Origin of the sequence: Candidatus Thalassolituus haligoni, assembly GCF_041222825.1 — a bacterium.
Classification (GTDB): domain Bacteria; phylum Pseudomonadota; class Gammaproteobacteria; order Pseudomonadales; family Oceanobacteraceae; genus Oceanobacter; species Oceanobacter antarcticus.
This window is the reverse complement of sequence record NZ_CP139482.1, coordinates 1,501,733-1,527,688: the sequence shown is the minus strand read 5'-3', so window position 1 is coordinate 1,527,688 and position 25,956 is coordinate 1,501,733. Positions and strand designations below refer to the sequence as shown.

Here is a 25,956-nt window from a genome sequence, read left to right as displayed (position 1 = left end):
TGCATTTTGGGGTATGCAGCGGATGGCTCCTGATCTGTTGCCGGATGCTCATCGCCGCTTGCCAATGAATACTATGGACATCGAACCCATAATTGAAATCAATAGGACGTATTCTTGCTATTCACCTAGAAAATACACTACCAAGGTATCAACGATTACATCCAGAGTATCAGCTCCGGACTTTGACAAGGTGCTCTGCTGCTGCGGCTGCACTGGACCAGGCCCATTGAAAGTTGAATCCACCCAGATGACCGGTGACATCCACCACTTCACCAATAAAGTACAAACCTTGATGATTTTTGCTTTCCAGGGTTTTGGAAGACAACTCATCGGTATCGACACCGCCAAGCGCCACCTCGGCAGTACGATACCCTTCAGTGCCAGCAGGCTTGACCTGCCAGTGGTGAATACGTTGGGCCAGATCATCCATTTGTGCCCCATTCAACGCGGACAAGGGTTGATCGGCGGCGAATCCCACCGCAGCCAGCCAGCATTCGGCTATTTTTTGTGTCAAACGCTGACCCAGCCAGGTTTTGACCAGTTGCTTAGGGGTGGTGTGCTGGGCTGAGCGCAATTCCACCGCCGCATCAGCTTCTGGCAACAGGTTAATCGTCAAGCTATCACCGGGCTGCCAATAGCTGGAAATCTGCAGCATCGCCGGGCCACTCAATCCCCGATGAGTAAACAGCATGTCTTCCAGAAAATGTTTGCCATTACAGCTGACATCAACACGGCAAGCGTTACCCGACAATTCACTACTCAGCTGCTTGAGCTGGCTGGTCAGAGTAAACGGCACCAGTGCGGCGACCGGCTCATAAACCGCCAGACCAAACTGGCGAGCGATCTGATAACCAAAACCGCTGGCACCCAGGGTCGGAATGGATGGCCCACCCGTTGCTATCACCAGTGCATCACAGTGATATTGCTGAGTACTGGTCTGCAAACGGTAGCCGCCAGCAGGCTCCGCCGCGACAGACTGGATGCTCGTGTCGAGCTGGATATCGACCCCAGCCTGGTCACACTCGCTCAGCAGCAGGTTGAGAATGTCGCTCGATTTGTTATCACAAAACAGCTGACCATCCTTTTTCTCATGCCAGGCCACACCATGCTTGTCGACCAGCGCGATAAAGTCCCACTGGGTATAACGACTCAGGGCAGATTTACAGAAGTGCGGGTTATGACCAAGATAGCGCTCAGGCTGGATGTCATAGTTGGTAAAATTACAGCGTCCGCCACCGGACATCAGAATCTTTTTGCCCGCCTTGTTGGCATGATCCAGCAGCCGCACAGAACAGCCGCCAGCGGCCGCCAGTGCGGCGCACATCAACCCGGCGGCACCCGCCCCGATAATGATGACATTGGTGTGATTTTTCATTCGTTTATCCAAACTGTAGCGACTCCAACAAGCGCTTGCCGCAAGGGAATTGACTGGTATTATGCGTTCGATTCATTACCGACCACGGGAAACACGCTATGGAGTTATTTGATCGCAAGGGACTACTGGAAGCGACCAAACTCTCCCCTCGCAAACTCGACATGCTGCTGCGGCTATTAAAAGGCCCAACTCTGACTCGTATTTACGACAAGCTGGATGCCAAGCAGGGCATCGATATGATTGAGGAATCGCTCCACTATCTGAATATCGAGCTGGATTATGACGACGCTGTACTGCGTCAGGCCATTCCGGCAACGGGACCTTTTATCACCGTTTCCAACCACCCGTTCGGCTTCCTCGACGGCGTTATCCTGCTACTGCTGATTTGCCGTATTCGCCCGGATTTCCGCGTCGTTGCCAACTATCTACTGAGTTATTTTGCTCCGATTGCCGATCTTTTTATTACGGTTAATCCGTTTGAAAAAGGCGGCCCCAAAGGCATGGGCGGCATGCGTAAATCACTCGGCCAACTGAAACAGGGGAATGGCCTCGGGCTGTTTCCTGCCGGTGAAGTATCCACCTGGTACAAAGGCCAACGCGGCATCAGCGACAAAACCTGGCCCATCGCCAGTGTGCGCCTGATCCGTAAAGCCAACGTACCCGTTATTCCGGTGTATTTTCACGGCCGCAACAGTGCCAGCTTTCATATTCTGGGCAAAATTCATCCAGCCCTGCGAACACTGAGAATTCCGGCCGAATTCCTCAAAAAACGCAAGTCCACCATTCATCTGGGCATCGGTGAAGCCATTACTCCAGAACAGATAGCCGCCTGCACCACCGACGAGGCGCTGCGTGACTTCCTCCGTCAGCAAACCTATCGTCAGGCTGAGCAGTTTCACTCGTTGCCACTAAAACGCTGATTGGCTGACCTTAACGCGTGGAGTCCGACTCCAACAAAGCCCTGACCGGCGCGTAACTGCGCCGGTGAATGGCGCAAGGTCCCAAGGTGTGCAGCGCTTGCAGATGCACTTTTGTCCCGTAACCCTTGTGTTGGGCAAAACCGTAACCAGGATACACCTTGTCCAGTGCCAGCATTTCCCGATCACGGGTGACCTTGGCGAGCACAGAAGCGGCAGCGATGGCCTGTACCAGACTGTCGCCCTTGATCACTGCGGTTGCAGCAATGTCGAGCGGTGGCAAGCGATTGCCATCCACCAGTGCATATTCAACATCACCCGACAAACCGGCCACCGCACGGGTCATCGCCAGCATGCGGGCGTTGAGAATATTGATGTCATCTATTTCTGCAACGGTCGCACGGGCAATGGCGTAATCCACAGCCGACTCAAGAATCTGTTCGTAGACAATTTGCCGACGTTTTTCAGTCAACTTTTTTGAATCATCCAGCCCTGGGATGGGCCTGTCCGGGTGTAATACCACTGCCGCCGCAAGCACGTCGCCACACAACGGCCCGGCTCCGGCTTCATCAATACCGCAGTAGACAAGTCCCTGTTCAATCAGGGACAGTTCAATATCAATCATGGGATAATATTCGGTTAGTGCGCGTCCTGGCGCATGTCTGCACCAGCGGCCTGTTCTGGTTCGAGCAATTCAATGACGGCTTTTGCGGCTTCATGATCCGCATTACGTCGTAATTGCCGATGAATAAACTGGAAGGTTTCGTGCAACTGGTGACGGGTATCCTGATCTTCAAGACAAGTGATCAATTCGTGCGCCAGCTTCATCGGCGTCGCTTGCTCCTGCAAGACCTCAGGTACCAGCTCTCGCCCTGCCAACAGATTGGGCAAAGAGATAAAAGGCTGTTTCAGCATACGACGTAACAGGAATGCCGTAACCTTGTTGACCTTGTAACTGACCACCATTGGCCGTTTCAGCAGCATCGCCTCCAGTGTTGCGGTACCAGACGCCAGCAAAATCACATCGGCCGCCGCCATACAGGTATGGGACTGGCTCAGCACAATAGTAACCGGTAACTTCAGGGGCATATCCGCCAGCTGGGCTTCCAACTGGTTACGACGATCCACACTGGCAGCCGGAATCACAAACTGCAAGTCGGCACGTTTGCGTAACATCAGCTGGGCAGTTTCAAGGAACAGCGGGCCGAGACGTTCCACTTCACCACCCCGGCTGCCGGGCATCAGACACACCAATGGTTTGCTGACATCCAGTCCCAGAGTTTCACGAGCGGGGGTTTTTGGTGTTTCAAACGGAATCTTGTCCGCCAGATGATGGCCCACAAAACGTACCGGAATACGGTGTTCTTCGTAAAAACGGGCTTCGAACGGAAACAACGTCAACATCAAATCGACAGCACGGCCGACTTTTATCACTCGTTTCTGACGCCAGGCCCAAACCGATGGACTGACGTAATGAACCGTTTTGACGCCCCGCGCTTTCAGTTTTTCTTCCAGCGTCAGATTAAAATCCGGGGCATCGATACCGATGAGCACATCCGGCGGATTCTCACTCCAGTATTGCACCAGTGATTTGCGGATTTTCAGCAACTCAAACAGACGGCCCAGTACCTCGACCAGACCCATGACAGACAGTCGCTCCATCGGATACAGGCTGTCAAAGCCCCGAGACTGCATCAAAGGGCCGCCAATACCTTCAAAAATCGCATCCGGGTAGCGTTCGCGTAGCGATGTGAGCAAGCCAGCCCCGAGCATATCGCCGGAGGTTTCGCCCACCACAATGGCGATCCGCTTCACTAGCGAATAATCCCGCGACTGGAATCTTTCAGGCTGTCGAACAGCACATCCACTGCCGCTTCGATTGCTGCGTCTTGCTCCAGCTTTGCTAATGCTTCCGTCAGGGTCAAGCCCTGACGATAAACCGTTTTATAAGCATTACGCACGGCACTGATGGCTTCAGCCGAATAGCCGCGACGGCGCAGCCCTTCGGCGTTGATACCGTGGGGTTCTGCCGGATAGCCCAGAGCCATAACATAAGCCGGGATATCTTTCAGTACCACGGTACCGGCTCCGGCCATGACGTGTGCACCGATCTTGCAAAACTGGTGCACTTGTGTCGCACCGCCAAGAATCGCCCAGTCACCCAGGTGTACATGGCCAGCCAGATTGGTGTCGTTGGCGAGGATACAGTTATCGCCAACAACACAGTCGTGTGCGACATGCACATTCACCATAAACAGGTTATGGCTGCCGATACGGGTTTCGCTGTTGTCTTGCACCGTACCACGATGAAAAGTGCAGCTTTCGCGAATCACGTTGTTGTCGCCAATGACCAACCGGGTTGGTTCGCCCGCATATTTTTTGTCCTGGCAGTCTTCTCCCAGCGTGGCAAACTGATAAACCCGATTATGCTTGCCAATACAGGTTGGCCCCTTGATCACGACATGAGGGCCAATCACGGTACCGGAGTCGATCACTACGTCTGCACCGATAATGCTGTACGGACCGACTTCAACGTCATCAGCCAGTTGGGCAGACGGGTCTATGATGGCCGTAGGATGGATCATGCCGGCTCCATATCTCGTTCAGCACAGGTAATCAATGCTGAACAGGCCACTTCGCCATCCACCAGTGCACGGCAATCAAATTTCCAGATACCACGACGGGTGCCGGTAAAACGGGCTTCCAGAATGACTTGATCACCAGGCACAATCGGTCGCTTGAAGCGTACATGATCGGCCCCGGCAAAGTAGTACAACATGGTCGGCTTGCGCTTTTCACCCATCATGGTCATACCGAGCAAACCGGCAGACTGAGCCATGGCTTCCAGGATCAGGACGCCCGGCATCACCGGATGACCGGGGAAGTGGCCATTAAAAAACGCTTCGTTAATGGTGACATTCTTGATGGCACGAATCACTGGAGCATCTTCAGACTCAAGATCTACTTCATTGATACGGTCAACCAACAGGAACGGATAACGGTGTGGCAAAAATTCCTGGATCGTTTGGACTGGTTGCGGGTACATCAAGCTTTACCTTCTTGGATTTTCTCTAATTTCTGCAGCCGTTTGGCTATCGAATCGAGCTGTTTAAATCGTGCGGCGCTACGACGCCACTGTTTGGCTGGCATATGTGACGTACCCGACGCGTAGGCTCCGGGTTCATCAATCGAATTTGTAATCAGCGTCATTCCCATAACATGTACTCCATCAGCCAGCGTCAGGTGTCCGGCAAGCCCGACACCACCCGCCAAAGTGCAGCCTTTACCGATTCGGGTGCTACCGGCGATACCTACGCAACCCGCCATGGCCGAGCCTTGGCCGACATACACGTTGTGAGCAATCTGGATCAGATTATCGAGAATAACGTCGTCTTCGATCACGGTATCTTCAAGTGCACCGCGATCGATACAGGTATTGGCTCCGATTTCGACATTATTACCGATACGAACGCTGCCCAACTGGGCAATACGTTCCCACTTGCCTTTATTGGGAGCAAAGCCGAAACCATCGGAACCAATCACGGCGCCGGATTGTACCCGAACCCGATCACCAATGCTTATCCCATAATACAGCGTTACGTTGGCATTCAGCAGACAATCATCCCCAATAATGCAATCACTGCCAATAACGCATCCGGCACCAATCTCGGTACCCGCACCGATACGGCTGTTACGACCGATCACCGCACCCGGCCCAATCATCACCCCATCACCCAGTACAACGCCTTCATCGACAAATGCGCGGGGATGAACACCGACAGGCGGACATGGACGATTGTCAAACAGCTGGGTCGTTTTTGCGAACGCCAGATAGGCATCGTCAACAACCAGTGCAGCACCGACCACATCATTGATGAGCGCAGGACTGACGATAACAGCGGCTGCCAGGGTAGTACCAAGTTGCTTGCGATAGGCCGGATCTGCGATAAATGTAACGTCATTGGCACCTGCCGATGACAACGTCGCCACGCCGCCAATCCGTGTCGAACCGTCGCCACGGACTTCTGCGCCAAGGTGGCTGGCCAGTTCGGATAAACTCAGCTCCATCGATGTGCCCTTACTAATGAAATGATAAAGCGTTATTTTCCGTTCAGGCGTTCAAGCAGCGGCTTGGTCAGGTCGATAGCCGGTGCACTGTACACAACCGCTCCTGCCTGCAACACCAGGTCGTATTTGCCTTCCTCGATCAGCGCCTTCAACAACTCTTCCAGCTCTGGTAATTTCGACCGGAAAAATGACTGCCGCCATTTCTGATCCTGCTGCTGCAGTTTTTCCAGATAGAACTGACGTTCCTTGCCCTTCTCTTCGTATTCACCCACCAGCTTGGCCAGTTCATCCTGGCTCATGATAGCGCCATCGGTTTCACGCTTGTCCTTCAGCGTCATCATGGCTTTTTCTATTTCACGCACTTTGCTGATGGCAGCGCCATTATCTTTTTCAAACTTTTGCGCACCGGACTTGGCTTCTTCAGACAGAAACAGGGCACGCTCCATATCCACAACGCCAACCTTCAATTCAGCTGCCGCCAGCGGTGACAGTAGTACAGCAACCAAAAACAGAAAAACACGCATCCCAATGCTCCTTTAAATTGCAATTGTGCTGGATGTCAGCATTAAAAAACCTGACCAAGAGAGAACTCGAAGCCTTCCGTACGATCCCCTCGCTGGTCATTCAGTGGTATCGAATATACAAAGGTCAGCGGACCAATAGCTGTTATCCAGGTCAGGCCGACACCAGTACTCAAACGTAAATCAGACAAGTTCAACCCCTCCGTACAATACGGATGTGACGTTAATGAAGGAACATCCGCATCATTGGGGGTATAGCAGCTATCAGTAAACGTATTGCCAGCGTCAAAGAAGAGCACACTACGCAATGAGCTGCGATCTTCAACAAACGGGAATGGAAAAATCAATTCCAACGACGCTTCGGCCAGCATATTACCACCCAGTGAGCGAGCGGTTTCATAATAGGCAGGCGCAGTCACCGCAGAGCCATCAGCGTCGGTGTCGTAAATTGGCTTGTACTGGCTGGAGTTGGAAACAGCAACAGCAGCACCATCTTCATCGGTTTTATACACCACGGTAGGTGCTGATGAGTCGACCACCGGCTTGCCCAGCTCATCGGTCTCATACAATACATTGCCGTCACTATCGGTTTGTACCACAGGTACGACCGTGTACTCCGGCAAGCCGCGTGGCCCCAGACTGTTGCTGGTATAACCACGCACCGAACCAAGACCGCCGGAACGGAAGTTCTTGAAGAAAGGCAATTGCTTCTGATCACCATAACCGTTGGCGTAGCCCAATTCTGTCCGCACCCGGAATGACCAGTCTTCAAACAAGGGGAAGTAGTAGTTGGCGGTGTAGCCCAGCTTGTAAGTCGTCAGGTCACTGCCGGGAACACCCAGATCAACCGACAGTTTTTGTTCGATACCGGCAGTCGGGAACATACCCCGGTTCAGGCCGTTGTAACGCCAGTTCAGACCCAGGGTGTACTCGTCAAAGTCATCCCCTTCGGTATCCAGAAATTCCAGAATTTCGGCAGGAACCGTCGATCCTTCAAACATATGGGTATTGGTAAATCCGGCGCTCATCGACAGTCGCTGGCGACGGGTGATCGGATATCCGAACGTCACGCTGGCGCCCTTGGCATTGGTTTGATAGTCACTGACAGAGCTCAGGCTATTGTAGTCTGTTTCCCGATAGAACAAGTTAAAGCCACGACTGACACCATCAATGGTGTAATAAGGATCGAGGAAAGAGAAGTTGTACGATTGCACCGTCTTGTTCTTCTGCACACTCATGCTCATGCGATTGCCGGAACCCAGAAAATTATTCTGGCTGACACTGGCACCCAGAATCATACCGCTGCCACCGGCATAACCGATGTTGAAGTTCAGACTGCCATTCATTTGTTCTTCAACGTTGTAGTCAACGTCAATCAGATCATCCGCCCCCGATACCGCAGGTGTTTCAACCGTCACGGTTTTGAAAAAGCCCAATTGGTTAAGACGGTTTTTACCGGCTTCGATCTTTTCGGTCGATGCCCAACCACCTTCCATTTGCAGCATTTCACGGCGTAACACTTCATCCATGGTGCTGTCGTTACCACTGAAATTGACACTGCGAACATAGGTGCGTCGTCCTGGCTCGACAAAAAAGGTCAGGTCAACTTCCAGTGTTTCGTCATCGGGTTTGGGGCTGCCATCCACCTTGGCAAAGGTATAACCGTCATTACCCAGGCGGCGAATCATGCCTTCACTGCTAGACAGTACCTTGCTGCGCGAGAAAACGTCACCAGGCTGAATATTGTAGAAACGTTTGAATTCGTCTTCATCCAGTACCAGATTACCCGCCAGCCTGATATCCCGGACTTTATAGACATCACCTTCCGTGACGTTCACCGTGATATAAACACCATCTTTTTCTGGCGCAAGTGCGACCTGGGTGGATTCAATATTAAAACGCAGGTAGCCGCGATCGTAGTAATACGAGCGCAGGGCTTCTTGATCTGCTGCCAGTTTTTCCCGTGAGTACTTGTTATCGCCAGCGTACCAGGACCAGAAGTTGGATTCCTGCAAGCTGAACTGTTTCAGCAACTCGTCATCCGAAAACGCCTGGTTACCCACAATATTGATGTGCGCAATCGCCGCCACATTGCCTTCTTCAACGTTGATTTTCAGCGCCACCCGATTACGCGGCAGTGCCTCAACCACGGTTTCGATATGAGCATCGTAACGCCCCTGCATCACGTACTGGCGTTCCAGTTCGAGCGCGATACGTTCCAGTGTCGAGCGTTTGAACACCATCCCTTCTGCCAAACCGGCCAGCTTGAGGTTATCCAGCAGCACATCATCCGGAATAGCCGAGTTGCCTTCGAGTTCAATTTGGGTAATGGTTGGTAACTCAACCAGTTGGAAGATCAGCACCTGGCCGTCACGATACACCTTGATGTCGTTAAAAAAGCCGGTAGCAAACAAACGCCGTGAGACGTCTGCCAGGCGATTGCCGTCAATCCGGTCACCCGCATTGATCGGCAGCCGCTCAAACACGGTACCTGCAGACACTCGCTGCAGCCCCTCAAGACGAATATCTTCAATTACAAATGAATCATCAGCACAGGCAATCGAAGAAAACAGCCCAACAAGCAGGGAAAACAGCAGCGAACGCATGAAAAATGTAATCCAAAATTACGCGACTTTCGAAAGTTAAAGTCGACCGATATCGTTATAAAAGGCAACTGCCATGAGGCTGAACAGCATCACAATGCCCATCTGCATCGCCACTGTCTGTACCCGTTCCGGTAGTGGTTTGCCGGTTACGGCTTCTGCCAGATTAAACAGAATATGACCACCATCCAGCATGGGTACCGGCAATAAATTCAGCACACCCAGTGATACACTGAGCAACGCCAGAAATTGTATAAAGGATTCCAGCCCTCCCGAGGCCGAAGCGCCGGCTACTTTAGCAATGGTAATAGGGCCACTCAAGTTCTTTACCGAGAGATCGCCTGCCAACATTTTCCAAAGGGAATCAAGGGTAAAAGTAATCAGATCCCAGGTTTTGCCCGTTGCACGCAGCATCGCCGTCAATGGATCGGCCGAACTGGTACTCAACCATTCTGTCGGAACTTCAGGTTGCACCGTACCCACTCCGGCAAATCCGATCTGGCGACCATCGTCCAGCGTACGGCTGCCGGGTAACAGGGTCAGCGTTTGCCTGTTACCATCACGCAACACCTCAACCTGCAGTTCGACACCGGCACGTTGCTGCACCAGCTCGACCCAGGCAAACCAGTCCTTGATCGCCATGCCGTCAACCGCAACCACCTTGTCGCCAGGCAAAAAACCGGCTTGTTCTGCAGCGCTGCCTTCGACCACAGAACCGACCAGCGCCGGCACCTCAAGCTGGCGCGGCTGAATCCCCAGAGACCCCATTGGATCGGGCTGTTCGCTCTCGGACAGCCAGTTCTGAATCGCCAGCTGCACGGGTCGCTGAATGCGATTACTGTCTTCAAGCGTCAAGGCAATATGACCGCTTTCGCCCAAATGATTGATCAAGCGCCAGTTAACATCTTCCCAGGTGGTCGTCTGGTGACCATCAACAGCGACGATACGATCACCCGCCTCAATGCCAGCAACGGCCGCCGGGGAATCATCAACTACCCGGCCAACATCTGATATCACACCGGTAGTGCCGACCATAAACAGCACCCAGTAAGCCAGAATGGCAAAAATAAAATTGGCGAATGGGCCTGCGGCAGCAATAAAATTACGCTGTGAAACCGATTTACTGTTGAAGCTTTGATCCTTTAAATGCGCGGGCACCTCGGCTTCGCGTTCATCCAGCATCTTAACGTAGCCACCCAAGGGTAACGGTGCCACCGAGTATTCGGTTCCACGCTTGTCCCGTACAGAAAACAATGGATTGCCAAACCCCACTGAAAACCGCAGCACCTGGACACCGCAACGGCGGGCAGCCCAGAAATGACCGTATTCATGAACCACCACCAGCACACTGATGGCGACGATAAACCAGAGAATTGTCACGCATCCACCTCGTTTACAGAACCTTGCAGCAACAGGATCGCCTGATTACGGGCCCACTGATCAGCCATCAGTACCGTCTCCAGACTCTTCACCGTTGTCGCTTCATGGGCATCCATCACCCGTTCGACGAGCGTTGGAATGGTACTGAAGGGAATTCGTTCCCCAAGGAATGCCTCAACGGCAATTTCGTTAGCAGCGTTTAATACCGTTGGCATGGTGCCACCCACGCTAAATGCCCGTCGAGCCAGAGCCAAACAGGGAAAAGTCTCTTCGTCAGCGGCCTCAAAATCAAACCGGCCAATCGTCACCAGATCCAATGGCGCAACGCCGGAAGTGATTCGTTCTGGCCAGGCAAGACCGTAGGCAATCGGAGTACGCATATCGGGCTGGCCCAACTGAGCCATGACCGAACCATCACAATATTGCACCAGACTATGGATAACACTTTGGGGATGCACCACCACCTGAACCTGATCCGGTTGGCAGTTAAACAGAAAACAGGCTTCGATCAACTCCAGTCCCTTGTTCATCAGGGTGGCGGAATCGACCGAGATTTTTTGCCCCATGGACCAGTTCGGATGAGCAACCGCCTGGGCCGGGGTGACCGCTTCAAGCTCTGCAGACTGCCAACCCCGGAATGGGCCACCGGAAGCCGTCAATAAAATCTTGCTGATACCATGCGGAGCAAAGTGGCCACCGTAGTGTTCAGGTAGCGACTGGAAAATCGCATTATGTTCGCTATCAATGGGCAGTAACTCGGCCCCACCCTGTTTGATGGCCTCCATAAAGAGAGGCCCAGCCATCACCAGCGCTTCTTTATTGGCCAGCAATACACGTTTACCGGCGCGGGCGGCGGCCAGCGATGGCAACAATCCGGCAGCACCAACAATCGCCGCCATCACCATATCGGTATCCTCATGGCCTGCGACCCAGGCTAACGCCTCCTCACCAGACAAGACCTGGGTAGGGTGACCGGCAGGCAGCCGACAACGAACCGCATCGGCACCGATGTTATCCAGCATGACCGCATAATCAGGCGAGTGTTTAAGCACCTGAGCAGCCAGTTTTTCTGCATTAGTAGCAGCGGTCAGTGCAAAAACCCGGTAACGCTCAGGATGACGGGCGATCACATCCAGTGTGCTGCTACCAATCGATCCCGTCGCTCCCAAGATGGTCACTGCACGGATCATTGACCAAACCCCCAATCAAGCAGGTGAATACATAAGGCAAATACCGGAACCGCTGCCGCCATACTGTCGATCCGATCCAGCACCCCGCCGTGTCCCGGCAACAGCGACGAGCTGTCTTTTATACCGCGATGGCGTTTCATCATGCTTTCGACCAAATCCCCGAGTACGGAAACAACCATGGTGATTACGGCAATCAGTAACATTTGCAAATAATCGTCACGCGACATCGGTTGCAGCCAACGATCCAGCCCCAAACCAAACAGTATCGCGACCAGAGCTGCGGTCGCCAGCCCACCCCAGAACCCAGCCCAGGACTTACCCGGACTGACATGGGGAGCGAGCTTGGTATTTCCCCAGCGCTTGCCAGAAAAATAGGCACCGGTATCTGCGCCCCAGACAATCAGCATCACAAAAATAATCAACAATGAGCTGTGAGGTTGTACCTTGAGGTGCATGAAACCGACCCACATTGGCACCAGCACACACAGACCCAGCGCCCCTCTGACCGGGCGGGAAGTCCATAAACTGGTTCCGCCGGGATAACGTTTGACCAGGGCAAAGGCGACGATCCACCACAACGCTCCAACGGCGAGGTAATACACCAGTAACTCCGGGCGAATCCGGAGGACACGGGCACTGATATAAAGACAAACAAACACCATCAAGGCGTAGGCAACCCGTCCCCAGCGACGCTCATAACCCGCGATATTGGCCCATTCCCAGGCTCCAATAGTGGCAATGGCGGCAATAAAGATGGCAAATTGTTTCAACGGCAAAAAGAAAATGCCGATGACCATCAGGGGAGCGAGCACCAGAGCGGTGATCACACGCTGTTTAAACACGGCTGGCGGTTTCCTTCAGCTGGTCATCAGTTCGGCCAAAGCGACGGGTTCGATCCGCAAAGGATTCAAGCGCCTGGCGATATTCTTGTTCTTTAAAGTCTGGCCAATACACCGGAGAAAAATACAGCTCGCTATACGCGCACTGCCACAACATAAAGTTACTGATACGTTGTTCGCCGCCGGTGCGAATCAATAAATCCGGTGCCGGATATTCGCTCAGCCAGGTGTATTGATGCAAGGTATGTTCGTTGATATCAGCGGGATCCAGACGTCCTTGCTGTACCTCAATCGCCATTTTCCGACAAGCCTGGGCAATGTCCCACTGACCACCATAATTGGCGGCAATCACGATGACCATGCCAGTATTGTTCGCTGTCAGCGTCTCCGCATCGGCAATCAACTTTTGAATACGTGCCGAAAAACCGTTTTTATCGCCCATGACGACCAGTCGCAGTTTATTACGATGCAGCCGTTTGACTTCCCGCTCCAACGCAACCGTAAAGAGCTGCATGAGTGCAGACACCTCCGCTGCCGGACGACGCCAGTTTTCACTGGAAAAAGCAAACAGGGTCAATACCTCGACCCCTGCCCGCGCCGACACTTCAACCGCCTGACGCACAGCATCAACCCCCGCCTTATGGCCGGCGATACCTGGCAAATGACGCGATTTGGCCCAGCGATTGTTGCCATCCATAATCATGGCAACATGACGGGGAACGCGGCCAACAGCCGCGTTTTTATCATCGATACTGGTAGACATGAAGAATAATCAGACCTGCATCAGATCTTTTTCTTTCTGCGCCAGATGAGCATCCACTTCGGCGATAAACTTATCGGTCAGCTTCTGAATCTGATCCTCACCACTGCGCTCTTCATCTTCGGAGATCATTTTTTCTTTCAGCAGCTCTTTGATGCTGCCATTGGCATCGCGACGAATGTTGCGAATGGAAACTCGCCCTTTTTCGGCCTCTGAACGCGCCAGCTTGATAAAATCCTTGCGGGTTTCTTCGGTCAGCATCGGCATATGCAGGCGAATGGTATCACCGGAGGTGTTCGGATTCAGACCCAGATCAGACTTGAGAATAGCCCGTTCAATCACCGTGACCATGGCTTTTTCCCATGGATTGATCGCCAGCGTACGGCCATCTTCAACAATCACATTGGCTGCCTGAGCAATCGGTGTCGCGGTTCCGTAATAATCAACGCTGATGTTATCAAGAATGGCGGGGTTCGCCCGGCCGGTACGTACACGCTTGAAGGCATCCAGCAATGAGGACACACTTTTGCCCATTCGTTCTTCTGCATCTTGCTTAATATCTTCGATCATACTCATTGTTCCTCGCTTACAATCAATGTGCCGTCGTCACCGCCAGTGACCAGACGGGCAAGCACACCAACTTCATTCATATCGTAGACCCGCAGCGGCATTTGATGATCACGCGCCAGGCATATAGCGGTCAAATCCATCACACCCAGCTGCTTTTCCAGAACTTCCTGATAAGTCAGGGTATCGTACTTGGTCGCACTGGGGTCTTTCTTCGGGTCTGCAGTATACACACCATCCACGTTGGTGGCTTTCATTACCACGTCAGCATTGATCTCGATGCCACGCAAACAAGCCGCCGAGTCGGTAGTAAAAAAAGGATTGCCGGTACCTGCAGCAAAAATAACCACATCCCCAATATCCAGCGCACGAATAGCACTGCGACGGTCATAATGATCGACCACGCCACTCATCGGAATCGCAGACATGACTCGCGTGGTAATATTGGCGCGCTCCAGCGCATCCCGCATCGCCAGGGCATTCATAACGGTTGCCAGCATCCCCATGTGATCTCCGGCGACACGATCCAGACCCGATTCGCTCAGTTTCTTGCCGCGAAACAGGTTCCCACCACCAATAACCAGACCAACCTGAACACCAATACCCTTGAGCTGCCCAATTTCCAGCGCCATACGATCCAGCACTTTGGGATCAATGCCGAAATCCAGCTCACCCATCAGGGCTTCGCCACTCAGCTTTAACAAGATACGTTTGTATTTAGGACTCTGCTGTTTAGCCATGACCGACTCCATTAGCGTGTATTGGATACAAATATGCCGGGCGACCCCGGCATATTCAGGTTGGGACAATCCCTGATGTTTTGCCCCGATTTTGTATCAGCCTTTCAGCTGTGCAGCAACCTCTGCAGCGAAGTCTACTTTCTCAACTTCGATACCTTCACCCACTTCCATACGGATGAAAGAAACAACGTCAGCACCGGCTTCTTTCGCCAGCTGACCAACAGTCTGATCAGGGTTCTTGACGAACGGCTGATCCAGCAAGCTGTTTTCTTTCAGGAACTTGTTGATACGACCAACCATCATTTTTTCAACGATCGCATCCGGCTTGCCTGCCATATCTGGCTGCGCCTTGATAATTTCTTTTTCTTTTTCCAGCACTTCTGCGGGCATGTCTTCACCACGAACCACACGAGGGCTGGATGCAGTGACGTGCATGGCAATGTCTTTGGCGACGTCTTCACTACCACCATTCAATGCCACCACACAGCCAACCTTGCCATTGGAGTGCAGGTAAGCTCCCACAACACCGGCCTCAATAACCACCGGACGACGAACAGTAATGTTCTCACCGATCTTCTGAACCAGCGCCATACGCGCCTCTTCCAGGTCGCCTGCCATCAGCTTGGCAACGTCGGTCTCACGAGTATCTGCCAGTTTGGCAACCACCAGATCTGCAAAGGCATTGAAGTTTGAATCGCCAGCAGCAAAGTCAGTCTCGGAGTTCACTTCTACAACAAACGCAACACCGTCCTGAACCTGAATACGCAGCTTGCCTTCGGCAGCAGTACGGTCAGCTTTCTTGGCCGCTTTCAGACCGGAATTCTTACGCAGGTCTTCAATTGCTTTGTCGATATCACCGTCATTGGCAGTCAGAGCTTTTTTGCACTCCATCATACCCAGACCAGTACGTTCACGCAGTTCTTTAACCAGAGCGGCCGATACGTTCGCCATAATCCCAATCCTCTTTTGTTAACTTGTCTTCAATTTCTTGCTTAAAAAAAAGGGGGCACGCCCCCTTTTTTACCGACCCGAGTTGTCAATTACTCAGCAGGTGTTTCTGCTGCAGGTGCTTCTTCAGCAGCCACTTCAACAAACTCGTCTGCAGCCGGGCCATTCTGCTGCTTGCCTTCCAGAACGGCATCTGCAACAGCAGAAGCATAAATCTGGATAGCGCGAATGGCATCGTCATTGCCAGGGATTACGAAATCGATACCGTCCGGGTTGGAGTTGGTATCAACAATACCAACAACCGGGATACCCAGCTTGTTAGCTTCCTGAATCGCAATACGTTCATGGTCAACGTCGATTACAAACACCATATCTGGCAAACCGCCCATTTCCTTGATACCACCAATGGAGCGTTCCAGCTTCTCCATTTCACGGCTACGCATCAGGGCTTCTTTTTTGGTCAGTTGCTCAAATGTACCGTCAGCTTGTTGCGTTTCGAGGTCACGCAGACGACGAATAGACTGACGAATGGTTTTGTAGTTGGTCAGCATGCCGCCCAGCCAGCGGTGCGCCACAAATGGCATACCGGCACGTTCGGCCTGTTCCTTGATGATCTTGCCAGCAGCGCGCTTGGTACCAACAAACAGAATCTTGTTGTTACGGGCAGCGATGCCTTCAATTTTAACCAGAGCCTCATTCATCGCCGGAACCGTGTGTTCCAGATTGATGATGTGAATCTTGTTACGTGCACCAAAAATGTAACGACCCATTTTCGGGTTCCAGTAACGAGTCTGGTGACCAAAGTGAACGCCTGCTTTCAGCAGGTCACGCATATTTACTTGTGCCATATCTAATACCTTATACAGTTGGGTTAGGCCTCCACGTACCCAATGAGTCGACTGCACAACCGAAGTTGGCAGCACCCCGACACATCGTTGTGGCACGTGTGTGATTTAGTTGCCGGTACAGAGTCAATTACTTGCCCTGCCCCGACGGTGCTTACAGCGCGCGCTTTATACCACTTTGAAGCCATCGAGACCAGAGCCATAGCTTTCCTTGTCACGTACAATTACATTTAATGATTGTTCAACACTGCGGTCACAACCGATACAATGGCTCATCTACCAGCGGAATTCTGTATCTATACATGACTGTTACCATCAAAACGGCTGAAGAAATTGAAAAAATGCGCGTTGCCGGGCGCCTGGCAGCTGACGTCCTTGAAATGATCGGGCCTTATGTCGTCCCCGGTGTATCCACGGGAGAACTGGATACCCTGTGCCACAACTACATCGTGAATGAACAGCAAGCCATCCCGGCACCACTGAATTACAACGGCTTCCCCAAATCCATCTGCACCTCGATCAACCAGGTGATTTGTCACGGCATTCCCAGCAATGACAAAATCCTGAAAAAAGGCGACATCATCAACATCGATATTACAGTCATCAAAGATGGCTACCACGGCGACACCAGCCAGATGTTCTTTGTTGGCGAGCCAATAGCGGCAGTGAAGCGCCTGGTGGAAATCACTCAAGAGTGCCTCTACCTGGGTATTGATATGGTACGTCCTGGTGTTCAGTTGGGTGACATCGGCGCCGCTATCCAGAAACACGCAGAATCCAATCACTACTCAGTGGTACGTGAATACTGCGGCCATGGCATCGGCAAAACCTTTCACGAAGACCCTCAGGTACTGCACTACGGCAAGCCGGGTACCGGTATGGCACTGGAAGAAGGCATGACCTTTACCATTGAACCCATGATCAACCTGGGTACCCGCTTCAACAAACTGATGAAGGATGGCTGGACCGTGGTCACCAAGGATCGCAAACCGTCCGCCCAGTGGGAGCACACGCTATTGGTCACGACATCCGGAGTGGAGGTGCTGACGGCACGCCCGGGTGAAAAATACCGGGCTGGCGCATGATCCTGGAGCGACCTGAACTGAAGCTCGCTGACCAGCCAGAGCTTTTGGCCCGGCTGGCGGCATGCTCTGGGCCAATTCCGGTCATCCGCGAAGTACTGCAACAAACCCAGCAAAAGGCCGATGCGTATTTTCGCGCCACACTGGATGCAGAAACCCCGGTGCGATTTCGTTCAGCACAAATGGACACCTTGTTGGCCTGCCTCTGGCAGCACAATGGCCTGCAAAATGACAACCTGGCTCTGGTAGCGGTCGGCGGTTACGGACGTGGAGAACTACACCCCTACTCGGACATCGATCTGCTATTGCTCTGTCGCGACGAAGCAGCCATCACCACCAGCTCTGAACAGCTGCAAGGGTTTATCACTCTGCTTTGGGATCTGAAGCTGGAAGTCGGTCATAGCGTCAGAACACTAGACGATTGCCGCAAGGAAGCATCGAAAGACCTCACCATTATTACCAACATGCTTGAAAGCCGAATGATCGCCGGTACGGCTGAACTCTACGCTGACCTGAGGAACATTATCGACAGCCCGGATATGTGGCCTGCGGCAACTTTTTTCAAAGAGAAATGGCACGAACTGGAAAAACGTCACGACAAGCATAACGACTCCGAATACAACCTCGAACCCAATGTCAAAAACTCGCCAGGGGCCTTGCGTGACATCCAGACCGTCAGCTGGGTGACCACACGATACTTTGGTGACGGCAGCCTCAAGGCACTGGAGAACCGGGGCTTTCTGACCGAGTTTGAATTCACACGACTGGCCGGCAGCATGAAATTTCTCTGGCAAGTACGTTACGCCCTGCACATGCTGGCAGGACGGGAAGAAGACCGCCTGTTGTTTAACCTGCAACGCCAGATTGCCAGCCTGCTGGGATTTGAAGATGACAACGATCATCTCGGTGTCGAGCGCTTTATGACCCGCTTTTACCGCAACCAGCTCTCAACCACCGAGTTATGCGATCTGTTGTTGCTGCATTTCAACGAAGATTTCATGAAAAGCCATGAAGGTATCGAGCCAGTAACAGTCAACGAACACTTTGTGCTGTTTAATGGTTACCTGCAAGTGACTGATCCACAGCTGTTTGCCCGCGAGCCCGCCTGGTTATTAAAAGTCTTTGTCCTTTGTGCCAACACCCCCGACCTGAAAGGTGTTCATTCCGATACCATTCGTGCATTACGTGATCATCGCCATCTGATTGACTATACATTCCGCACCAACCCCGCAAACAATGCCTGTTTTATTGATCTGATTTGCCACAAAAATCACGTCGTGCGTGAATTGTCACGCATGATGCGCTACGGCATTCTCGGACGTTACATTCCCGAGTTTGGTCGTATCATCGGCATGATGGAGCACGACCTGCTGCACATTCATACCGTCGATGACCACAGCTTCCGCATGATCCGCATGTTGCGCCAGCTGCGCTTTTCCAGCCTGCGTAACCAGTACCCGCTGGCATCCAAGCTGATTCATCGCATTCAGCGCCGCGAAGTCCTGTATCTGGCCTCCCTGCTGCACGACACTGGCAAGGCTCAGGAAGGTGATCATTCCAGTAACGGCGAAGCCATCGCCCTGCAGTTTTGCAGCCAGCACAATCTGCGCCCCACCGATACCCATATGGTCTGCTGGCTGGTCGCCAACCACCTCACTATGTCGTACGCAGCACAACGGCTCGATCTGAACAATCCGGATGACATTCACCAGTTTGCATTGGACATTGGCGACCAGCATCACCTCGACATGCTCTACCTGATCACCCTGGCCGATATGATCAGCACCAATCCCAAGCTTTGGACCAGCTGGCGTGCAGAGCAGATGCGATCGCTGTATTTTAATACCCAACAAGCCCTGCGTCGTGGTCTCGCCAATCCATTAAACAAGGAAGACTATATCGAGGAAATTCAGCAGGAAGCCTTGTCGCAACTGACAACACAGGGACTGAGCCGGGAGCAAACCCTGGCGATCTGGGGCGACTGTGGTGATGATTATTTTCTAAGAGAAAGTGTTGACAACATTCTCTGGCACACCCTATCCATCGCTGGGCATGGCAATAAAAGAGATCCACTGATTTCCATTCGCCAAACCTCTGACCGGGATCGGGAAGGTGCCACACAGATTTTTATTTACATGAAAGACCAGATCGACCTGTTTGCAGTCACCACTGCCACCCTGGATCAGCTCAACCTCAATATTCAGGATGCCCGAGTCATGACCTCCGAATCAGACAACAAGGCCGTTGATACCTATATCGTTCTGGATGAGAACAACCGTCCGATCAATGACCCACAACGCCTGGACACCATCCGTCACGCCTTGATCACTGCGCTGGAGAACCCGGAAGAATACTCCACGATCATTCAGCGCCGCACTCCGCGTCTGCTCAAGCAATTTCCAGTCGAGACCCAAGTCACCATGAGCAATGATCCTCACATGCAACGCACGGTGCTGGAAGTCACGGCAGCCGACCGCCCGGGATTACTGGCACGCGTGGGTGCTATTTTCTCCGAGTTTGGCGCCCAGATGCAGGGAGCCAAGATTCTCACCGAAGGTGAACGAGTATCGGATATTTTCTACATCGTGGATCAGAATGGAGAACCGTTTTCCGACCCGGTGTTATGCCAGCAACTGCAACACGCCATTATATTAGGCCTGGATGATCAGATTCAGGCACAAACGGCTGTTTAATAGATCATTCCATAGCCTTTCATTCGATTTATTCGATTGATAACCGGTAAATTATCCTCAGCAGCCAGAAGAAAGACGGTGTAGCCTTCTCACATTATCAGGAGAATGTTATGTCCCAGCGTTACCAGAAAATCATTCGCAGCCACGCCAGTTCTGATGGCGATGGCGTAAAAATTCAGCGTGTCGCACTCTTTAACGACACCGCCTCCGATCCATTTCTAATGATCGACGAACTGCGATCAGACAACCCGGATGACTACATCGGCGGCTTCCCGCCCCACCCTCACCGGGGCATGGAAACCCTGACCTATTTGCTTCAGGGCGCACTGGAACACAAGGATCACCTTGGTAACCGCGGCCTGATCAACAGTGGTGGCGCACAATGGATGTCGGCCGGACGCGGCATTATTCACTCCGAAATGCCGTCGCGGGAAATGGACGCACTGCATGGCTTCCAGCTCTGGATTAATCTGCCTGCCAGCGAAAAGATGAAGACACCGGGGTACCGTGATGTTGCCGCTGATGAAATTCTGCACCAAACGGCTGCCTGCGGTGCTCAGCTAAAGCTGATCGCCGGACACTGGATCATCGATGGTGAAAACTATGTCGCACCATTGGCAACCATCGCAGCCAACGCTGGCATTGCCGACATACACCTTGACGCTGGGCAACAGCTCACTTTGCCAATTACTGCTGGCCATAGCGCCATGGCCTATGTTTATCAGGGTCTCTTAACTGACATGAACCACAGCCAGTCTCTGGTTATGTTTGACACCGCTGAAGAAATAATCACGCTGAATGCCGCCAGTGATACCGATCTGCTACTGCTGACGGGACGCCCGTTGCGAGAACCAATAGCTCACTACGGGCCATTTGTGATGAACAGCGTCGAGGAAATCGAACAAGCCATTGCCGACTACAACGCTGGCCGTTTTGGCCAATAACCACGACCAGTTATAACCGGCACTGCAGCCAAAAAGCCAACCTACTCGGTTGGCTTTTTCCGATGTAACGGTGCAAAGCCTTCGCCATCCGTGACATTACTTTTACGCGTACTCGGACGACTCCCTACAGCAGCAGGACGGTTCCCTTCCGCTGTACGGCTTCCAGCAGCGGGTCGGCTCCCCGCAACAGCAGGTCGGGATGGACGCGGCCCGGTTCTGGCTGGCTTGCCATCACGACCGGACGGAGCAGCTTTGGTCTTTGGTTTACGCTTACCAACAGATGCCGCCTTGCCCGAAGCCTTGAGTTTTTTCGGGCCTTTGTATACCGCCACCAAGCCTTCAATTTTGCGCGGTTCCATCACAACCTGAATATAACTTTCGATCGCCGCCTTGAGATTCCATTCATACGGAGAAATCAGACTGATGGCCAAACCCGACTTGCCTGCCCGGCCAGTACGGCCAATACGGTGAACGTATTCATCGCCCTTGCGCGCCAGATCATAATTGATCACCAGATCCATTCCCTCAACATCCAGGCCACGCGCCGCCACATCCGTCGCCACCAGAATATTACGTTTGCCTTCCCTGAGCGTCTGCATCACATACTTGCGCTCATCCTGGGTCATTTCGCCGTGTAGCATGGCAACACCGTTACGATGACGACGAACAAATTCTGACAGGCGTTCGACCTCGGTGCGTTTGTTAACAAAAATTAACGCCTTTTCGTAGGTTTCATGCGCCAGTAACCAGGCGATCAAGCGGTCTTTATGAGCGTTATCATCCGCCAGAATCCGCTGCTGGGTGATTAAACCGTGCTGCTCCTGAATGGTATGGGTAGTGATTTCTTCAGGATTTTTCAGCAGATTGGCGGCAATTCGGCCAACCCCTTCATGGCGCAAGGTCGCCGAAAGCAGCATGGTCTGACGCTCGTTATTACAAGCGCGACGAATGATGTCCATATCTTCGGCAAAGCCCATATCCAGCATACGGTCGGCTTCATCCAGAATCAGATATTCCAGATCGCCCAGATCACACGTACCACGTTTCAGGTGATCCACCAGACGACCTGGCGTTGCAATAATCAACTCCGGATTTTTACGCAGCAACGCCGCCTGATACTGGAACTCTTCACCACCACACAACTGCCCGACACTGAGTGTCGTCAGGTCACAAAAATGCTGACACACCTTGGTCACCTGGGTAGCCAGCTCTCGGGTGGGACACATAATCAACGCACGGGTTGCGGAGTTGGGCGCATCCCGATCCAGTAACCCCTGCATCACGGGCAACAGATAGGCCAGGGTTTTACCACTGCCCGTCTCGGCACAGACCTGAATATCCTTGCCCGCCAATGCCAGCGGCAGTACTGCCTGCTGCACCTCCGTCGGAGCTTCCAGAGACAATTTTTCCAGGCCAAGCGCCAGGCGAGCATTCAGGGGATAATCAGTAAACACGTAGACGCCTCACAATAATATTGCGGCGATTATAACAGCCGGATGACAGAGACACCCTGAATTAAACGAACTGTCACTGCATCTCTTCAGACTGAAGGCAATTGACCGTAAACTGGCCATATCAGGATTATCAAAAACGGAAAACGATAATGACGTACACACCCAAACTGACTATCAACACATCCTTGCTGCTTTCGGGAATCACCACCGCCCTGATCTTGGCCGGTTGCGCCACCAGCCCCACCGGACGTACCCAATTGATGGTAATCTCACCAGAAAAAGCCATCAGCGAATCCAAAAGCGCCTACCTGAGCACCGTCAGCGAGCTGGAAGAAAGCGACCAGCTGGTCACCGACCCCAAGCGCATCAGTCGCATCAAAACCATTACCGGAAGACTGATCACAGAAGCGGTTGCCAAATACCCGAAAACAGCCAGCTGGGAATGGAGTGTGGCCATCATTAACGACCCCGACACCTTGAACGCCTGGTGTATGGCCGGCGGTCGTATGGCTATTTATACCGGCATTATCGACCAACTCAATCTGACCGATGATGAAATTGCCCAAATCATGGGGCATGAAATTTCCCACGCGCTGGCCAACCACACCGCCGAGCAAATGTCGCGGGCCATGGTGATCAATGCCGGCCTGGCGGCAACAGCTGCTGCTACCGACAACAACGCCATCGCCCTCTCGGGTGGTGCCATGGCAGCGAAGTATGCCTTGCAACTGCCCAACAGTCGGACTGCCGAAAACGAAGCAGACCGTATCGGCATCGAGCTGGCTACCCGTGCTGGTTATTCCCCGACCTCCGCCGTTACGCTCTGGGAAAAAATGCAGAAAGTCGGTGGCAGCTCCGGGCCGGAGTTCTTATCAACTCACCCGTCATCTGGCAACCGCGCCAAGGAACTGGGTAAACTGGCTCCGGAAATGAGAAAACTCAACCCAACGGCCAAAAAGTCTGCGGTTTATCCGGTGACCATCGTGCAGTAACGCATAATAATAAGAGGACGGGGGTAGCGCCCCGTCCCTAACTCTGGCTGTCCCTGTCCATTACAACATCAGCTCGGCAGATGCCTCAACAGCCACTGACGGCAACCCACCACAGCCTGATTGTCGTTGTCTTCCAGCAGTATCTGGCCAAAGGTTACCAGCGTTGTATTTTCCAACGGACTCAGGCTTGTCTCTGCCAGCGCCATCTTGAGCTGGCGTAAAAACTTGCGATTGCGCACTAACAATTGTTGAATACAAGCCAGCGCGTCTTGTGGCTGTTGCTGTAACTGAAGAGCATAAGCCTGCATCAGGATACACGCCACCGAGGTGCGTCGACATCCCCGTACCAGCGCCACCAGCTGTTCACTTTTCTGCTGTTTCAGGTAAACCAGTGCCAGCGCTTCTTGCAACCACACTGGCGTGGCTGGCTCTCGTGCAACCAGTTGTTCCAGCATATCTTCATTATCCACATCACCGTCAACGTGCTCGCAACAATCCAGGTAGTAGTCGTATGCCAGATCCCAAAACGGCTGATTGGCCTTTAAACGCCCAGGTAACGTCAGCTCAGCGGGTAAGGATAAACAGATATTCATTAACACTTCCCGACGCTTGAACCCCAATATCATTCTGAATATACCAAAACAACTGAGCTGGTTAGGGCTGTCAGCAGTGTCGTCTGCTTCTGGATAGGGCAGCGGCTGCGCCATATCTGTCAACCGCTGAATCACCTCAATATGATTCAGCAAGGCTGGGGCCTGACGTAATATGTCGATCCAGCGAGTATCTGGCAGCAACCAACGCATGTCATCGGCCATTTCCCGGAAATGGTCGTCACCTAACCTTCGCTCTTGGCGCTGAGCCTGAGAGAGACAGTCTTGTTCCATCAAGCTCAGCTGCTGTATCCATGCCTTATAGTCTTGACGGTATTCCGCTTTCAGAATTCGTGACGCCTCGCCTTTAACGACCTTGAAGTCACACGCAGACCCGGTAAAGGTATTTTCAGACCTCTCAAACAGCGAGAGTACCTTTTCGACATTCACAATATACGGATCGGCCAACGCTAAAGCCGCAGTCTCTTCGCGCACATCTAACAGGTTTTCGATCCTATCGAGTTGTTGAAGATAAAGCGCCTTGCCTTCCTTCACCACTTGATTGACGAACTCCAGAATCGGGGTGCCCTGTTGATACTTTTTCTGCAATCGGGCTTGCCAGAATTTGGCTCTGGCGCGTACTTCCGCATCTTCGGCAACAGCGCACAATATGGTCAGTTCCGTCATTGGCAATTCGTACTGGTCAGGATCCAGACGCATCGCCTGCTGCAAATATTGCCGGGCTTCTGCTGCCTGCCCTTGTTCAAATACAAACATAGCCAGACGCTGATAGGCAAGAGACTGTACCGACGGTGCGCGTTTGCATTCGGTCAGTTGCTGCATCAAAGCAAATCGTTCGTCATCCAGCTGCACTTCAAGCAACGCATCGAACAAGGTACTCACCAGCTCCTGATGCTCGTTTCTGAGTTTTGCGGGTTCGCAGGTCAGATAACGCCCGACCGTCACCACGGCATCGAATGCCATTTCCGTCATCGCATGTTCACAGAACAGAGCGGCAGCGGCGGCTGTCCAGCCTGGCTTTTCCGCCAACGCCAACAACTGCTGGTTATTCATTGCTGACAAGGCCAGCAAAAATAGATCGGCAGGTACAGGCAGCGGAAAATCACTCAGCGCGACACAGCATTTTTTGAGCTTTTTGCCCGAGCCACAGAAACAGGGATCATTGCGCCCCGGAAAAGCCGGAGCCACCAAAACAAACTGATTCGAGGATTTGGGCAGTAACTGAAACAGGTACTGCCCCAGTGTATCCGACTTGAAGTCAGCGGCCGGTACCGCCATCGTCTTTCTGAACAGTGTCAGAAAATGATCAAGATTATCATGGAGTAGTGCGTCAGACAGGGCTTCAGCCATCCACGCCATCGTCTGCGAGTTATTGTTCATATTACTGATCCAGAAACAGGCTGAACTGCCCTGGGGCAGTTCGGGTG

General features: G+C 52.6%; 23 protein-coding genes. 5 read left to right on the top strand and 18 right to left on the bottom strand.

Features of this window, described 5'->3' with window-relative positions; translation table 11 throughout:
- Positions 1 to 169: 169 nt before the first annotated feature.
- Positions 170 to 1,375, bottom strand: coding sequence for an NAD(P)/FAD-dependent oxidoreductase (locus SOJ49_RS06900; protein WP_369857499.1), 1,206 nt, complete (start codon positions 1,373 to 1,375; stop codon positions 170 to 172).
- A gap of 98 nt (positions 1,376 to 1,473) precedes the next feature.
- Here SOJ49_RS06900 and SOJ49_RS06895 point away from each other — a divergent pair, with 98 nt between their 5' ends.
- The gene (locus SOJ49_RS06895; protein WP_369857498.1) at positions 1,474 to 2,295 is read left to right on the top strand and encodes a lysophospholipid acyltransferase family protein; all 822 of its coding nucleotides are present in this window, start codon (positions 1,474 to 1,476) and stop codon (positions 2,293 to 2,295) included.
- Positions 2,296 to 2,305: 10 nt separating this feature from the next.
- Here the strand turns inward: SOJ49_RS06895 and rnhB are convergent, their stop codons facing one another.
- The 15 genes from rnhB to rpsB all read right to left on the bottom strand — a co-directional run bounded on the left by rnhB (position 2,306) and on the right by rpsB (position 16,756).
- Entirely contained in the window at positions 2,306 to 2,917 is a 612-nt protein-coding gene (gene rnhB / locus SOJ49_RS06890; RefSeq protein WP_369857497.1) for a ribonuclease HII, read from the bottom strand.
- 14 nt (positions 2,918 to 2,931) lie between these two features.
- Positions 2,932 to 4,065: a lipid-A-disaccharide synthase gene (gene lpxB / locus SOJ49_RS06885; protein ID WP_369858044.1), complete on the bottom strand. Its 1,134-nt coding sequence runs from the start codon at positions 4,063 to 4,065 to the stop codon at positions 2,932 to 2,934.
- A gap of 41 nt (positions 4,066 to 4,106) precedes the next feature.
- A complete protein-coding gene (gene lpxA, locus SOJ49_RS06880; RefSeq protein WP_369857496.1) occupies positions 4,107 to 4,877 on the bottom strand; it encodes an acyl-ACP--UDP-N-acetylglucosamine O-acyltransferase in 771 nt (256 codons plus the stop codon).
- Positions 4,874 to 5,338, bottom strand: a complete 465-nt coding sequence (gene fabZ / locus SOJ49_RS06875) for a 3-hydroxyacyl-ACP dehydratase FabZ (RefSeq protein WP_369857495.1) — start codon at positions 5,336 to 5,338, stop codon at positions 4,874 to 4,876. The genes lpxA and fabZ overlap by 4 nt, the downstream gene beginning before the upstream one ends.
- Positions 5,338 to 6,360, bottom strand: coding sequence for a UDP-3-O-(3-hydroxymyristoyl)glucosamine N-acyltransferase (gene lpxD / locus SOJ49_RS06870; protein ID WP_369857494.1), 1,023 nt, complete (start codon positions 6,358 to 6,360; stop codon positions 5,338 to 5,340). The genes fabZ and lpxD overlap by 1 nt, the downstream gene beginning before the upstream one ends.
- A 32-nt stretch (positions 6,361 to 6,392) precedes the next feature.
- On the bottom strand, positions 6,393 to 6,884 hold the full coding sequence (locus SOJ49_RS06865; RefSeq protein WP_369857493.1) for an OmpH family outer membrane protein: 492 nt from the start codon (positions 6,882 to 6,884) through the stop codon (positions 6,393 to 6,395).
- Positions 6,885 to 6,925: 41 nt separating this feature from the next.
- Positions 6,926 to 9,487, bottom strand: coding sequence for an outer membrane protein assembly factor BamA (bamA, locus tag SOJ49_RS06860; RefSeq protein ID WP_369857492.1), 2,562 nt, complete (start codon positions 9,485 to 9,487; stop codon positions 6,926 to 6,928).
- A gap of 36 nt (positions 9,488 to 9,523) precedes the next feature.
- Positions 9,524 to 10,864: an RIP metalloprotease RseP gene (rseP, locus tag SOJ49_RS06855; protein WP_369857491.1), complete on the bottom strand. Its 1,341-nt coding sequence runs from the start codon at positions 10,862 to 10,864 to the stop codon at positions 9,524 to 9,526.
- The gene (gene ispC, locus SOJ49_RS06850; RefSeq protein WP_369857490.1) at positions 10,861 to 12,054 is read right to left on the bottom strand and encodes a 1-deoxy-D-xylulose-5-phosphate reductoisomerase; all 1,194 of its coding nucleotides are present in this window, start codon (positions 12,052 to 12,054) and stop codon (positions 10,861 to 10,863) included. The genes rseP and ispC overlap by 4 nt, the downstream gene beginning before the upstream one ends.
- Positions 12,051 to 12,896, bottom strand: a complete 846-nt coding sequence (locus tag SOJ49_RS06845; RefSeq protein ID WP_369857489.1) for a phosphatidate cytidylyltransferase — start codon at positions 12,894 to 12,896, stop codon at positions 12,051 to 12,053. Before SOJ49_RS06845 ends, ispC begins: the two co-directional genes overlap by 4 nt.
- Complete coding sequence (uppS, locus tag SOJ49_RS06840; protein WP_369857488.1) at positions 12,889 to 13,656, bottom strand: polyprenyl diphosphate synthase; 768 nt, start codon at positions 13,654 to 13,656, stop codon at positions 12,889 to 12,891. Before uppS ends, SOJ49_RS06845 begins: the two co-directional genes overlap by 8 nt.
- Before the next feature lie 9 nt (positions 13,657 to 13,665).
- Positions 13,666 to 14,223 (bottom strand): ribosome recycling factor, encoded by a 558-nt coding sequence (frr, locus tag SOJ49_RS06835; protein ID WP_369857487.1) that lies wholly within the window; start codon positions 14,221 to 14,223, stop codon positions 13,666 to 13,668.
- Between the two features lie 2 nt (positions 14,224 to 14,225).
- Positions 14,226 to 14,960, bottom strand: coding sequence for a UMP kinase (gene pyrH, locus SOJ49_RS06830; RefSeq protein WP_369857486.1), 735 nt, complete (start codon positions 14,958 to 14,960; stop codon positions 14,226 to 14,228).
- A 96-nt stretch (positions 14,961 to 15,056) separates the two neighbouring features.
- Positions 15,057 to 15,911, bottom strand: a complete 855-nt coding sequence (tsf, locus tag SOJ49_RS06825) for a translation elongation factor Ts (protein ID WP_369857485.1) — start codon at positions 15,909 to 15,911, stop codon at positions 15,057 to 15,059.
- An 89-nt stretch (positions 15,912 to 16,000) separates the two neighbouring features.
- Positions 16,001 to 16,756, bottom strand: a complete 756-nt coding sequence (gene rpsB / locus SOJ49_RS06820; RefSeq protein WP_369857484.1) for a 30S ribosomal protein S2 — start codon at positions 16,754 to 16,756, stop codon at positions 16,001 to 16,003.
- Between the two features lie 299 nt (positions 16,757 to 17,055).
- Between rpsB and map the strand changes: the two genes are divergently transcribed.
- From map to SOJ49_RS06805, 3 genes are all read left to right on the top strand, one after another.
- Positions 17,056 to 17,838 (top strand): type I methionyl aminopeptidase, encoded by a 783-nt coding sequence (gene map / locus SOJ49_RS06815; RefSeq protein WP_369857483.1) that lies wholly within the window; start codon positions 17,056 to 17,058, stop codon positions 17,836 to 17,838.
- Positions 17,835 to 20,528, top strand: a complete 2,694-nt coding sequence (gene glnD / locus SOJ49_RS06810; RefSeq protein WP_369857482.1) for a [protein-PII] uridylyltransferase — start codon at positions 17,835 to 17,837, stop codon at positions 20,526 to 20,528. Before map ends, glnD begins: the two co-directional genes overlap by 4 nt.
- Positions 20,529 to 20,638: 110 nt before the next feature.
- A complete protein-coding gene (locus SOJ49_RS06805) occupies positions 20,639 to 21,472 on the top strand; it encodes a pirin family protein (protein WP_369857481.1) in 834 nt (277 codons plus the stop codon).
- Between the two features lie 41 nt (positions 21,473 to 21,513).
- Here the strand turns inward: SOJ49_RS06805 and SOJ49_RS06800 are convergent, their stop codons facing one another.
- A complete protein-coding gene (locus SOJ49_RS06800; protein WP_369857480.1) occupies positions 21,514 to 22,926 on the bottom strand; it encodes a DEAD/DEAH box helicase in 1,413 nt (470 codons plus the stop codon).
- A gap of 149 nt (positions 22,927 to 23,075) precedes the next feature.
- Here SOJ49_RS06800 and SOJ49_RS06795 point away from each other — a divergent pair, with 149 nt between their 5' ends.
- On the top strand, positions 23,076 to 23,918 hold the full coding sequence (locus SOJ49_RS06795) for a M48 family metallopeptidase (protein WP_369857479.1): 843 nt from the start codon (positions 23,076 to 23,078) through the stop codon (positions 23,916 to 23,918).
- A 68-nt stretch (positions 23,919 to 23,986) separates the two neighbouring features.
- Here the strand turns inward: SOJ49_RS06795 and SOJ49_RS06790 are convergent, their stop codons facing one another.
- A complete protein-coding gene (locus SOJ49_RS06790) occupies positions 23,987 to 25,909 on the bottom strand; it encodes an SEC-C metal-binding domain-containing protein (RefSeq protein ID WP_369857478.1) in 1,923 nt (640 codons plus the stop codon).
- Between the last annotated feature and the right edge of the window lie 47 nt (positions 25,910 to 25,956).

Bases quoted from the DNA above. Each gene is read 5' to 3' on its own strand.
- SOJ49_RS06900 (WP_369857499.1), bottom strand. From the start codon at position 1,375: ATGAAAAATCACACCAATGTCATCATTATCGGGGCGGGTGCCGCCGGG.
- SOJ49_RS06895 (WP_369857498.1), top strand. From the start codon at position 1,474: ATGGAGTTATTTGATCGCAAGGGACTACTGGAAGCGACCAAACTCTCC.
- rnhB (WP_369857497.1), bottom strand. From the start codon at position 2,917: ATGATTGATATTGAACTGTCCCTGATTGAACAGGGACTTGTCTACTGC.
- lpxB (WP_369858044.1), bottom strand. From the start codon at position 4,065: ATGCTCGGGGCTGGCTTGCTCACATCGCTACGCGAACGCTACCCGGAT.
- lpxA (WP_369857496.1), bottom strand. From the start codon at position 4,877: ATGATCCATCCTACGGCCATCATAGACCCGTCTGCCCAACTGGCTGAT.
- fabZ (WP_369857495.1), bottom strand. From the start codon at position 5,338: ATGTACCCGCAACCAGTCCAAACGATCCAGGAATTTTTGCCACACCGT.
- lpxD (WP_369857494.1), bottom strand. From the start codon at position 6,360: ATGGAGCTGAGTTTATCCGAACTGGCCAGCCACCTTGGCGCAGAAGTC.
- SOJ49_RS06865 (WP_369857493.1), bottom strand. From the start codon at position 6,884: ATGCGTGTTTTTCTGTTTTTGGTTGCTGTACTACTGTCACCGCTGGCG.
- bamA (WP_369857492.1), bottom strand. From the start codon at position 9,487: ATGCGTTCGCTGCTGTTTTCCCTGCTTGTTGGGCTGTTTTCTTCGATT.
- ispC (WP_369857490.1), bottom strand. From the start codon at position 12,054: ATGATCCGTGCAGTGACCATCTTGGGAGCGACGGGATCGATTGGTAGC.
- uppS (WP_369857488.1), bottom strand. From the start codon at position 13,656: ATGTCTACCAGTATCGATGATAAAAACGCGGCTGTTGGCCGCGTTCCC.
- frr (WP_369857487.1), bottom strand. From the start codon at position 14,223: ATGATCGAAGATATTAAGCAAGATGCAGAAGAACGAATGGGCAAAAGT.
- pyrH (WP_369857486.1), bottom strand. From the start codon at position 14,960: ATGGCTAAACAGCAGAGTCCTAAATACAAACGTATCTTGTTAAAGCTG.
- tsf (WP_369857485.1), bottom strand. From the start codon at position 15,911: ATGGCGAACGTATCGGCCGCTCTGGTTAAAGAACTGCGTGAACGTACT.
- rpsB (WP_369857484.1), bottom strand. From the start codon at position 16,756: ATGGCACAAGTAAATATGCGTGACCTGCTGAAAGCAGGCGTTCACTTT.
- map (WP_369857483.1), top strand. From the start codon at position 17,056: ATGACTGTTACCATCAAAACGGCTGAAGAAATTGAAAAAATGCGCGTT.
- glnD (WP_369857482.1), top strand. From the start codon at position 17,835: ATGATCCTGGAGCGACCTGAACTGAAGCTCGCTGACCAGCCAGAGCTT.
- SOJ49_RS06805 (WP_369857481.1), top strand. From the start codon at position 20,639: ATGTCCCAGCGTTACCAGAAAATCATTCGCAGCCACGCCAGTTCTGAT.
- SOJ49_RS06795 (WP_369857479.1), top strand. From the start codon at position 23,076: ATGACGTACACACCCAAACTGACTATCAACACATCCTTGCTGCTTTCG.
- SOJ49_RS06790 (WP_369857478.1), bottom strand. From the start codon at position 25,909: ATGAACAATAACTCGCAGACGATGGCGTGGATGGCTGAAGCCCTGTCT.